The sequence below is a fragment of the Bacteroides sp. AM16-24 genome (assembly GCF_003471885.1).
GTDB lineage: Bacteria > Bacteroidota > Bacteroidia > Bacteroidales > Bacteroidaceae > Bacteroides.
The window spans coordinates 1-12,988 of record NZ_QRKI01000026.1; the positions used below are offsets into that span (position 1 = coordinate 1).

Sequence of the window (12,988 nt, forward strand, 5' to 3'; positions counted from 1 at the left end):
CGGCTGAAAGACAGCCGATAAAATTGTCGTGGCGGAAAATAGTATGATTACATCATTTATTAGAATAATTAAAAGAAAATTGCAAATTTACTGAAATTCGATACACTGCAAATATTTTCATCTACTATTTTGTATATTAACAAAGACAAGAGTGTATTAAAAAAAGCACCCCAAAGGCGATATCGACATTTGGGGTGCATATTTCTAATACTCAATAAGTAATTTTTATATTAATGCTTCTTACTTAATCATTAATTCTGAACAGGTGTCGGCGGAATCGCTACTTCATTATTATCTGCAGGAGTAATAGCTTTATTTACTGCAGTTTCACATTCAGGAATTGTATAGATCAAAAGTGGGGATTCAGCAGCAATATCTGCAAATGTACTACCTGCTGGGAAATTAGTGCCAATACGCTTAATTGGTTTCTTCAAACGCAAAACATCAAATAATGAGAACCCTTCGCCCCATAATTCAATACGACGTTGGAACCATATCTCATCTATAAATTCGTCTAAATTAGTTGCATTGCAAATATACGTAGCATCACGATACCCCTTTACAAAAGCCTCCAATTTCTGTTTACCGGCAGCAAGATTATCTCTACCAGTAGCTTCAGCCTCAATCAATAACATCTCCTCAACACGCATTAAAGGCCAGTCTTGTGCATTGTCAGAATTAGCTATCTGCCCTCCTTCAGGACCAAACTTAACATTTACATATGGAGAGAATATTGTTGAACCAAAAAGTCCATTTGCCCATCCGTAAGCATTCTGAGCTCCATACGCATTAACCAAAGCATCCGAATGAAGCTGATCATCCACCCACCATGCCTTACGAACATCAGACACTGATATCTCTGCCCATAATTTATTATTAATAGCCCTAAATGACACATCTGTAGCACTGGCTGCAGTAGTATATCCCATACCTGTAAGTGAACAAAGATGAGAAGCCCAATTTACAATACCAGTTTTCACGACTCCATCTTCTGAAGTAATCACAATCCCCCAAATCCAAGAGGCATCACTGGCATCATAAAATCTAGGAACACTAACTTCTTCCATAGAGTAAGGACGAGCACCTGCACATGCTTTAGCAGCATCTGAAGCAGCAGCAGCCCAATTACCCATTAATAAATTAGTACGCGCACGAAGTCCATAAGCAACTTCTGCCGTTATTTGTGCTTTATCCTTACGAGTAACAGGATTTTCTGCCAAATAAGAAATTGCAGTATTCAAATCAGACATAATTTGAGTATAAACTTGCTCTACTGTTGCACGAGGATTGTTTAATTTCTCATCATCTGTCATTGTATCCAGAACCAAAGGTACACCGTTTGCTGATTCATGACCAATATAAGTAAACTGATAAGTCTGGATCAGTTGTAAATAATCGAATGCACGTGAAGCTAATGCCTGCCCAAAGTAATTCTTTACTTTAGCAGTACGTTTATCTTCAGGGAAAGCAGCCGACAATGTTGCAATACAGTCATTTGCTGTTTTCAGATGGTTATAGTAATTCTTCCAGATAAACTCATTAAAAACAGAAGTAGTTATACGGTCTCTGAACTTCTGCTGGGATATATATTTATTGTAACCAATAGCATCATTCTTGCAAGTCATATCCTGCCCTGCCTGATCGTAAATCATACATATAGCCGGGAAACCATAGTCAAAATGATAACCGGTAGAGTTAGGATTACCCAATGTTCCTAAAACATTCAATCCACTTTTTAAACCATTCAACTCAGACTCAATACGTTCCGGAATCATGGAGATAACTTCATCTTTTTGGTCTTGCGTCATGGTCGAGCCTTCAGGATACTTATCCAGATCACACGCAGCCATTACAAAAACAGATGAAAGTAACAATATACTCTTATTTATTTTCATATTTTCTTGCTTTTTAAAGGGGTTAGAAAGAAAGGGTTATACCACCAGAAATAGTTCGTATCGGAGAATACACATCAGCACTTGATGCTGTATAGCTCTGACGAGGATCCAATCCTTTTCGTGCACTGAACAAAGCAACATTGTCAGCAGCCATATATATACGCATAGAACTGATTAACATTTTGCGGGTCCAGTTTTTAGGTAATGTATATCCTACCGTAATATTATTAATACTTAGATAATCCGAGCTTGTCAGGAACCGGTCTGACAAAGAATTGGCATACTGCGCAAATACGTTGATCTGCGGAATATTACTTGTCTTATTTTCCGGAGTCCATGCATTCAGAATATCTTTATGCCAGTTCTGTCCAGGATCATCACCTGCATGCATCAAGGATACATATCCATTATCATACACGCGACCACCTAATTGATAAGCCAATGAAATAGCAAAATCAAATCCATAAACATTCAAACGAGTACCAAATCCACCATATACTTTCGGAAGAATATCACCCGTTGCATGACGAGTTGCATCTGACCAATTCTGAGTCTTTTCCTGACCAGTAACATTACCGTTCGCATCTGTTATATCTTTATAGTAAAGAGCAACTCCCGTTTCCTCATCTACACCTGCATATTTACGCAAATAGAATTGATACATAGACTCCCCCTCCTGATAAATACGGCTACCATCAATCAATTCGCCATTCAAATCAGGATGCAGTTTCTGGATTTTATTCTTAAAATGAGTCAAGTTGAAGTTTACACTCCACGTAATATCATTAGTACGGATAATATCACCATTCAAGTCAAGTTCAACACCACGATTAATCATAGAACCTACATTCATTGGAATTGCAGAATAGCCTACTGACGGATTAACTGGTTTGTTATACAACATATCCGTAGTCTTACGGCTAAAATATTCGATCGTACCGTTCAAACGTTGGTCAAAGAATTCGAAATCAAAACCAGTATTGAAGCTATGAGACGTTTCCCAAGTGATATTCTTATTACCTTTATATGCAAGAGAAACAGAGAAATCATCATTACTATTAGATACAGAGTACTGATCTTGATAAGCATAATAATTACCAATATTATCATTGCCTTGTACACCATAACTAGCCTTAAACTTCAACATGTCAATCCATGTTAAATCACTCATGAAAGCCTCCTTATTCAGCAACCAGCTGGCACCTACAGACCAGAAATTTCCCCAACGGTGGTCAGGATGAAAGCGAGAAGAAGCATCACGACGATAAGAAGCACTTGCAAAATACTTACTATCATAATCATATTGGGCACGTGCTAAGAAACCCTGAGTTGCATAATTAGTAGTTGCAGAATAAACAGCTGGAGTCTTGATTGCATTATTTATTTCTATAATTGTAGGATTATACAATTTCTGCTTACTACCGGACAAATACTGAGATTTATAATTATAAGATTCAAATCCTGCTAACAAATCTATATTGTGTATCCCGAAATTATTCTTATAGGTAAGCAAATACTGTTGGTTTACACTGAAAGTACGAGAGTGCTCCATAGAAACAAGACCGCCAACACTTTCTGAAGCATACTGGCCATAATACGGGTTAACCAACTCTGAATAACGAGTATTATCCAAATCCATACCCCAGTTTCCAGTAGCTTTCAAACCTGGCATAAACTCAATTTCAACGAATCCTTTCGCACTAAGAATATCCATTAAGAATTCACGTTTATCCAACTGTAGTGAAGAAGCAGGGTTAGAATTGGACAAGAATGGACGATTCAAAGCCTCAGTCTTTCCATTCACCTGCCTGTTATACATACCATTACCATAGTCGTACATTGTATAACCACGGCTGTCCTGTTTAATGCTACCATCTGCATTACGAATATATAGAGGATAAATAGGAGCTATATTATTAGTAATATAAAACAAGTTCATACTACTTCCTGTCTTTGTTTGTTCATCAGGATAACGGCTCTTTACATTGGCATATGAGAAATTTGCACCTACTTTCAACCATTCTTGTACCTTATAGTCTGCTTTCAAACGAGTAGAGAGACGAGAATAACCAGAGCCCGGAATAATACCACTGTCATCCAGATAACCTGCTGACATATAGTAGGTCATCTTATCACTTGAACCACTAATACTAACATTATATTCCTGACGCAAATTACTATTATCAAACAATTCTTTTTCCCAATCATCCGGTGTTACATAATAATCACCATAAACAGAACCAATTTTAGCATTAGGGTTAATTTTACCATCCATACCAATTACATTTTCTCCATTCGGCGTTGTATATATAGGATATCCCAGATAGTCACTGCCAAAAATCAAGGCATTAACTAGGTTATTACCAGAAATCATCACAGAACCATCTCCTGCATAATCAACAATTTTATTGGGGTCACCACCTGCCCAGCCATTAAGCATTGCTTTATAATAGGTTTCAACATATTGATTAGCATTGGTCATAACGTCATAACTGGGAACCCCACGTCTATTTGTACCCCATTTTGCATCAACGTTAACAACAGCTTTTCCGGAAGCCCCCTTTTTAGTAGTTACCAAAATAACACCGTTCGCACCACGTGCACCATACAAAGCATTAGAAGCTGCATCTTTCAAAACTGTCATACTCTCAATATCCTGAGAGTTAATAGCAGAAATATCTCCATCATAAGGTACACCGTCTACTACATATAATGGATTATTACTGGCAGAAATCGAACCGATACCACGAATACGTACAGTAGACCCGGTACCCGGTTGGCCATTTCCGCTGGTTGTTTGTACACCAGCCACCTGACCTGAAAGTGCATTAGTTATATTAGAGACCTGACGCTCTGCCAACTTATCTGCTTTGATAGTTGAAGCAGAACCTGTAAATGCAGACTTCTTCGCGGTACCATAAGCAACCACCATTACTTCGTCAAGCATCTCAGCATCAGACTTCATAATAACCTTCACAGTAGGTTTAATACCCACTTCTTGTGCTTGCATTCCAATGTACGAAATCTGCAAAGTCTTCGCAGGACTACAATATAGCTATTGATCTAATTATAAGCGATTTACTAAAACAAAAAGAACCCATAAATCGAATATTTGTATATACTATTGTATTGATTATAAGACATATATATTAATATAATTATCATAATGATCTACCGTATATATCCTAATAATAAATCTAACTTACTAATTATTAAGCATATAAATAGAAATATAGTTGTAGTTTGCATTATTAATTTACAACTAAAAGTCTTTTAGATAGCATATTGTTGGAAAATAATTATCTATATAGCTGTAATCCAAAACAAAAACGGGAAGCATATCATTTAGAATATGCCTCCCGCTTTATGTGTAAGTTATTTATTATAAAGTCCACTATTTCTATCAGAACCTACTAAATCACAGAGAAGAAATATATTGAATTACCTGGATAATACCCTCGTTATCATTCTTCAACTTATTTTTTTTCTGAAAGCTCATGATTTCTTTCTTTCGTTCAGGGAATATTTTTATAACTTCTTTTATTCTCCTAAAACGCTCACGTTTTCCATTTATTTCTATGGTGTATATAGTATATGGTTCCACTTTATAATTTTCTGGTAATTTCAACTGATACATTTCTCCACCCGTATTAAGAGAGGAAATATTATCAATAGCCGTTGTAGAAGAACTACCATAACCAATATTTTGAGCACCAATACTCAAACGACAGCAATAGGATGCATACAAAGGGTACTTTCCTGACAATAAAACTTCTTCAAAACTATTCCCTGAAGGAATAAAACTCCTCTTCCCGAAATTGATAGTATCAATTTGGTCAATAGGATGAAGAGCCATTTTCTTACCGTCAGAACCAGTATAGATCATTTCTTCAGTTGCCTTATTATAATTCAACTCTACTTTGTTAACTTTCTTATTTTTATAGACAATCTGCCCTTCTTGATATTCGGGAAAAACAAAATGTTTACCATTTTGCCCCCATGCCAAAGTAGTGCTTACAAAACAACAGCACAATACAATTATCTTATTAGAAATAGACGTCATACTATTATTATTTTAAAATGATTTTTTGTTGATACGTCGTATCATTAGCTAAAGTAACAGAAACAATATAAACTCCAGAGGAAAGCTGTTGCAATGATATGGGTTGAGTTACATTATCCCATTTCATAACACCTTTTCCAGAGAGATCTGTAACAACGATATCCTTAATTAACTCATTGGAATGAATTATTAATGTTTTGCTTTCCAGATATATTTTGAAAGAACTGGTTTCCTGTTCTGATTCAACACCTGTAGTAGTGATATTAATATCAAAACTAAGTTTATCATTCTCTACAACTAAGTTTGTGATACGTAATCCTCCATCACTATCATCAGATAAGAAAGGTTTCGGATAGGTTTTATCCGTCATTACTGCTCCAGCGTTTGTTTGATAAGCAGCCTCGTCTAGAAAACCATTTTCAACTAAGGAACCATAAGGGCGATAGATATAGACCTCATCAGGAGGACCATTCCGGTTACCATTAGATACAGTTGTATTGATTCTATAAATTAATAAACCGGATCTTGGAATGTTCTTTTCGTATTTTCCTTCTTTCTTTCTATATTCCAAAACATAGTATTCATTCGCATTGGATGAATTTATTTTGTAACAAGAGTTATCTGGACCTTGAGAAAGGGGTACTAATGAATATCTACCGGTAGTCGTAATTTCCGGAATTTCAGTAATCCAACTTTTACCTGCATACATCCACTTCATGTAGGCTCCCATATGACACCAGCCACTATTCATTAAATCCCAAGCACCAACAGGGTCTAGAGTTTTACTTTCTTCACTGTAATGATATAAGTCCGGAGCTCCTAAAGCATGAAACATTTCATGGCAGAGGGTATTAACAGTTACTTGGTTTTCCGGTTGAAAAACATAATCCATTACACGCTTGCCATGTATATAGCATTCTTTTGTATAAAGTGACCAACGATGTGCCCATAATAAATCACTCCATCCGTCACTATTTCCTTGAACAACAAAACAGATATTATCAACATATCCGTCATTATCATTATCTATTTCATCTGGAGTAAACTCTTGTTCAATAATACTTCTCATTGCATCAACTGCATTCTGAACAAGATTATGTTCTCTCATTGTAGATTCTTCACTGGTTTTATATCCATCCGGATTAGTCGTTGCATTATAAGCCCGGTAGAAACCTCTGTTATGAAAATCTACATAACCCACATTATTAGCTTCTAAATCAGCATGAGGAAAGAAATGAGACTGGATAGTCAAATTATCATAAGAAACTTCTAAGTAATAATCCTTAAGGGAACCTGTAGAAGAGGTAGTACTATTAAAGCGGCTGTCGTATACACTTCTCTTTTTTGAGAAAGTAGTAGCATCTTGGAAAGATATAAATATTACAATATTATTCAAAGGCTTTTTATGAGAAGCATATTGAGGTTGAAACATTCCCCTTGTCCGCGATAAAGGTTGCAAACGTTCACGACGAACATCATATTTTTCTTTGGAAATTTTTAACCAAGGTTTGAGCTTTGTATCAGCTATCGATGTTTTTCCTACTAAAAATGGTGAAGGAACCAATTCTCCCATATCATTTTTCTCAGCATAATAGCAGTAACCATCTTCTCCTTGCAATACTGTATAACCATCTTTGTCATGCACCCAATGGTAAAACTCATCCCCTGAAGCATACAGCGTTAATTGACTTCCATCAGGTTGGGTAACTGTTGTTTCAAGAAAGCTAAAAGGAGCAGCATACATCCAGCAGAAAATGTTGCACCAAAAACAAATCAAAAGTAATCTTTTCTTTATCATATTATTGATTTTAAACAAAATAAGGTCACCCCATCAAATAGGTGACCTTATTCTTAAATGACTATAAGGAAGGAATTATTTTGCTTTCGTAGCTACAACGCCATCCATAAGTAAGGTAAAGAAGCCACCAGATGCGCCTGTAGATGGATGAATTGCTTGGAATCCAAATCCATATTCAAACGTAATTACTCCATTCTCAAAAATTCCAGCTAAAGCACTCACTGTATATAAATCTTCTCCCTCTACATGAGTGGCCCTGAAGTAACGGTTCCATGCATCTGTAGGTTTCGGCATAGGACCTATATATTGATTATCTTTCATTGCAACCACAATTTCCCCATCTACTTCTTCCACACTCATTTTGGCAAGAGTTCCATAACCAAAATTCACATTTAATACGTTCGTATCTTCATCAGAAGCGCTAATTACTGCTGGAACGCTTACCGGAGTAACTTCATCGAAAGCAGAAATACCAGTTATATTATAAGTTCCGATTATAGCTGCCCACGGATGTTCGTCGTCTACAATCGTAACGAGAACACTATTTTGTTCAGATTCTAGTAATTTAGGAGATGTCGCTGAGATAATAATTTTAAAAGTCTTTTTTCCGGTAAAGACATCATTATCTATCGGTCTTACAATTACATTTTGTACTCCACAACCATCTTCAAAAACAATCTCTTTGTTTTCAATAACAAAGTCTGTTCCTTCAATGGCCGGACTACTTTCTCCTTCGGAAGAAGCTGTAAGGGTTACCGTTACTTTTCCACTCCCTTTAATCCCTGCTAAAGCAAGAGGGATTTGAAGGGGCTCGGTAGCATTTTCATCTACTGAAGCTGTCGTTGTCGGAAAACTTGCGTTAGAATCTGCCGCTCTGAATGATTGTGGTTCGTTATCATCACATGCAGCAAAAGTAAACAACAACCCGACAGCCAATATTAAATATGTCAATTTTTTCATTTGTTTCCGTTTTTAGAAATTAATACTTGTTTTGAATCATATTCTCATTAGCATCTATTTCGCTTTGTGGAATAGGCAGGAGATAGTAAGGACTGTCTGCAGATACTTCTTGAGCACCGGCAGGAGCACCTGTACCATCAGCTAAGAAACCTAAACCATCACGCTCCAAATCTTCATGTCTGCGCTTTAAGTCAAAGAAACGGTGCCCTTCAAATGCCAGTTCCAAACGTCTTTGTAACTGAATGGCTTTTTCCAAACTCTCACCACTTTCATTACCTGCTTCATAATCTGAATAACGTTTTGAGCGTACAATATTCAAGTCTGCCAAAGCAGGAGTATACTGCTTCAAATTGTAATTAGCTTCTGCACGAGTCAAGTACATTTCTGCAGTACGTATAAGAGGAATATCAACCAGACCGGCAGAGGCACCACCATTAGCCCATTTCCATACCATATTGCAATCACCACTTTCGCTGGTAACCATTTTGATAACAGAATTACGGCAGTCAGTGGTTGTATACAGTTCTCTTAATCCGCAAGAAACAGAATAATTACCTACATAGCTGGTTGTAGCACCCTGTCCCCAGCTGTTGCCAGGTAGAATTCCATCATCTGATTTAAGTGCTATGCGGAATAAAACCTCAGGAACTGCCATACTGGTAGTATATACTTTGCTGAAACCTTGAGTATCCGCCATATCAGAGCCATCACCTGTAATAGCAGCTGTTGCATTTGTTACAGCTAATTGATTTTCACCCATTGTTAGATACACGCGTGCCAAAATAGCACAAACAGATTTCTTATTTAAGCGATAATTGATTTTAGCATTGTAATCATCGCTCATCAATCCTTTCGCTCTTTCCAAATCTTCTACCAACCATGTATATACCTCTTTCACAGTATTACGTGCCGGAAAATCAGTTTCCGTATCTTTTTTATAAGTAACTCCTAAATCACCGTCAGAAGCCTGCTGATAGTTTCTACCATATAAACGTACCAGATCAAAATGTATCATGCCACGTAAAGCCAGACATTCAGCAAGTAGGTTGGCACCTAACTTTTTATCTGCTTCAGCTATTTCCATACCATCCAAACGGGTAATAACCTCATTAGCACCTAAAATACCATTATAAGCAGCAGACCACATACCAGTTACACCATATGTATCAGCGTAAAACTTGAAATCGGCAAATTCATTGTAAATCAAACGGCCGTCACGATTCAATGTTAGATTATCGGACATAACGTCTGGAACCATCAACATAAACTCGGTGGTATAAGATGCCGAACGAATTGATTCATATACACTATTGGTTGTATTATCAAAGTCTTGCATAGACTCTAGTGCATTGTCACTATTCAGAGAGTCATGAGGAGTGGTATCCAGAAAACCAGAACATCCGGTCAGTGACAAACTAAAAAGAGCAACTGCTGGTATTATTGTTTTTTTAATTAATTTCATACGAGTGTCTTTTTTGAAATTCATAAATAATAATTAGAAACCTATTTCAATACCGAACATGATCGTTCTGGAAGCCGGGTAGCTAAAGTCAAGAACACCACCTGTAGCACCTGCACCTGTACCTGCAGGTGAATCACCTACCTCAGGGTCAAGTCCTTTAAATCCTGTTACAGTAAACAGATTCAAACCTTGTGCAAAAAGTCGTAACTTCTCTACATGGGCTACCTTTAGCCATTGCTTCGGGAAAGTATATGCCAAGGTTAAGTTTCTCAAACGTAAGTATGAAGCATCTTCCAGATATCTGGTAGACTGATAAGAACTATTGTTGATACTTTGTTTGGGCACATTAGTTATATCTCCCGGATTTTTCCATTGGTCATACAGCATACTCTTATCTTGGTTATTACCATACTGTGCACCATCACTTTCCGTAAAGAAACGAATATGATTATAGATATAATTTCCACCAGAGAAGTAGAAATCTGCAGCTAATTCCCATCCTTTATATGACAGATTTGCACCAAAAGAACCAAAATATTTGGGGTCAGGAGTCTTACCATCTAAAACTACAGCGTCATTTGAATTGTAAGTATTGGTAATTCTGCCATCTGCAGTATAGTACAAAGCGTCACCATTGGCAGGATTTACTCCAGCCCAACGAACCATCTTATAGACATTGATAGGATAGCCTTCCTTAATCAGGTTATTCCAACCAACAGAAATATCATTTCCCTTATATAATTTTTTGATTTCATTCTTATTTTGAGAAATCATTCCATTCAATGTCAGTTTCCAGTCATTGGTTCTGATAAGATCACCACTGATAGAGAGTTCATACCCTTTGTTCATCAATTCACCAACATTATCAATACGACTTGAGAACCCTGAAGTCATAGACAAACGAGTTGAAAGTAACAAATCGGTTGTTTTACGTTGGTAGACATCAAATGTAACGTTTAAACGTGAATCGAACAAAGAAGCATCCAAACCCACAGATGCCTGCATACTCTTTTCCCAAGATAAGTCAGGGTTCGGTAAACGTGCAGGATAAGCAGTTGATGCACCATTATAGCTACCATAACCATATACACCTTGTGCAGCATAATCACCAATGTTATTATTACCACTGGTACCTACACTACCACGAACTTTCAAACGAGTAAGCCAGCTTACATCTTGCAAGAATGATTCACGTTCCATGTTCCAGCCTAAACCTACAGCCCAGAACATACCATATTGGTTATCTGCTCCAAAACGTGAAGAACCATCCCAACGAATTGCTGCATCAATAATGTATTTACTATCATAAGTATAACCGGCAGTTGCCAGATATGAAAGCATTCTCCAATCAGTAGTATTTCCTGCTACATCTTTATCTGTTGCTCCAACTGAAATAGCATCCAATTTACCAGTTGCAAAACCACTAACAGAAGCTGTCAGTGTACGGTAATGGCTGGATTGAGCTTCCATTGCAGCTGCAGCTTTTACTTCATGAACATCATTAAAAGTTTTGTCATAACTCAACATATTGGTCCATACCCAAGTAGAACGTTGTTGAATACGATCGTTACGATAACCATAAGGTGAACCTAAAATCTGTGATAATTGAGATTCCGGTTTATTAAATTGGTAGTTTTGATATTGAGTAAAATCTACACCTGCTACCGTTGTATATTTGAGCTGATCCCAAATTCTCCATTCCAAATTGAAAGCTGCAATAATTTTAAGTTTACTTAAGCTTGCAGGATTATTTGCAATATTCTCAAAAATATTAATTTGATTACCAGCAACCTTCATGTCAGTATTATAGCTACCATCTTCGTTATAAGGAGCATCATAAGGATTAGCGTTAAAGATATAGTTGAACGGATTCAAAGCATTACGGTCTGTTCTTAGCAAACCTTCCTTGGAAATACCTGCAGAAGAATTAAAGCCAATTTTCACTACATCTTTAATTTTATGCTCAAGATTAGCACGCAATGTACTTCTTCTAAGGTAAGAACCAGGTACTATAGCATCCTGATCAAAATATTGGCCTGATAAATAGAAACGAGTAGCGTCAGTACCTCCTGCCACATTCAATTCATAAGACTGTGTAGTACCGGTACGGAAAATTTCATCAGCCCAATTTGTATTTTTAGCAGCAGCAATTTCAGCATCAGTCATTGCTCCACCATTAGCTCCGCCAGATGAACCGCGGCCAATACCTAGCTGACGTTCATAAGTAAGCTTTTCTTGTGCATTCATCATTGTAAAATCACTATCAGATAAGGTTCTGGTAGAAATTCCAAAGATGGCTTTTAAGTCAATTGTAGTTTTACCACTTTGACCTTTCTTGGTTGTGATAAGAATAACACCATTAGAGCCCCTGGAACCATATATTGCGGTTGCAGATGCATCTTTCAATACAGACATATATTCAATATCATTCGAGTTTAGTGCTGCAAAATCTGCAGAAGAAACAGGTACACCATCGATTACGAATAGTGGATCACTACCGGCAGATATAGAACTTGTACCACGAATCTTAATATTAGCACTTGCTCCCGGACGTCCAGTTGCAGCAGTTACTTGCACACCTGCTGCTTTACCTTGTAATGCTTGGTCTACACTGTTTACCGGTACTTTTGACAACTGATCAGCTTTTACTATTTCAACAGAACCGGTTAACGAACTCTTTTTTGCAGCACCATAAGCCACTACTACTACTTCATCAAGCATAGCAGCATCTGCCTTAAGCACGATCTTTAGATTGCGTTTAATTGCCACTTCTTGTGTCTGCATACCAATGTACGAAACCTGCAAAGTCT

The 12,988-nt window shown here is 37.1% G+C and carries 6 protein-coding genes and 1 pseudogene; all 7 read right to left on the reverse strand.

The window, feature by feature from the left end:
• Nucleotides 1-251: 251 nt before the first annotated feature.
• Nucleotides 252-1,895 (reverse strand): RagB/SusD family nutrient uptake outer membrane protein, encoded by a 1,644-nt coding sequence (locus DW182_RS20685; protein ID WP_118296684.1) that lies wholly within the window; start codon nucleotides 1,893-1,895, stop codon nucleotides 252-254.
• A 22-nt stretch (nucleotides 1,896-1,917) separates the two neighbouring features.
• Nucleotides 1,918-4,941 (reverse strand): annotated as a pseudogene (locus DW182_RS20690) (SusC/RagA family TonB-linked outer membrane protein); the annotation flags it as partial.
• Between the two features lie 372 nt (nucleotides 4,942-5,313).
• Nucleotides 5,314-5,958: a hypothetical protein gene (locus DW182_RS20695; RefSeq protein ID WP_118296685.1), complete on the reverse strand. Its 645-nt coding sequence runs from the start codon at nucleotides 5,956-5,958 to the stop codon at nucleotides 5,314-5,316.
• Between the two features lie 7 nt (nucleotides 5,959-5,965).
• Nucleotides 5,966-7,756 (reverse strand): M6 family metalloprotease domain-containing protein, encoded by a 1,791-nt coding sequence (locus tag DW182_RS20700; RefSeq protein ID WP_021967100.1) that lies wholly within the window; start codon nucleotides 7,754-7,756, stop codon nucleotides 5,966-5,968.
• Nucleotides 7,757-7,831: 75 nt separating this feature from the next.
• A complete protein-coding gene (locus tag DW182_RS20705) occupies nucleotides 7,832-8,716 on the reverse strand; it encodes a Calx-beta domain-containing protein (protein WP_007667324.1) in 885 nt (294 codons plus the stop codon).
• Between the two features lie 19 nt (nucleotides 8,717-8,735).
• Nucleotides 8,736-10,178, reverse strand: a complete 1,443-nt coding sequence (locus DW182_RS20710; protein WP_021967101.1) for a RagB/SusD family nutrient uptake outer membrane protein — start codon at nucleotides 10,176-10,178, stop codon at nucleotides 8,736-8,738.
• Nucleotides 10,179-10,211: 33 nt separating this feature from the next.
• Nucleotides 10,212-12,988, reverse strand: a 2,777-nt coding sequence (locus DW182_RS20715; RefSeq protein WP_147400145.1) for a TonB-dependent receptor, incomplete at its 5' end; no start/stop codon positions are given.

What these genes read in the sequence shown, in the direction of transcription:
- DW182_RS20685 (WP_118296684.1), bottom strand. Translation starts at nt 1,895, where the DNA reads ATGAAAATAAATAAGAGTATATTGTTACTTTCATCTGTTTTTGTAATG.
- DW182_RS20695 (WP_118296685.1), bottom strand. Translation starts at nt 5,958, where the DNA reads ATGACGTCTATTTCTAATAAGATAATTGTATTGTGCTGTTGTTTTGTA.
- DW182_RS20700 (WP_021967100.1), bottom strand. Translation starts at nt 7,756, where the DNA reads ATGATAAAGAAAAGATTACTTTTGATTTGTTTTTGGTGCAACATTTTC.
- DW182_RS20705 (WP_007667324.1), bottom strand. Translation starts at nt 8,716, where the DNA reads ATGAAAAAATTGACATATTTAATATTGGCTGTCGGGTTGTTGTTTACT.
- DW182_RS20710 (WP_021967101.1), bottom strand. Translation starts at nt 10,178, where the DNA reads ATGAAATTAATTAAAAAAACAATAATACCAGCAGTTGCTCTTTTTAGT.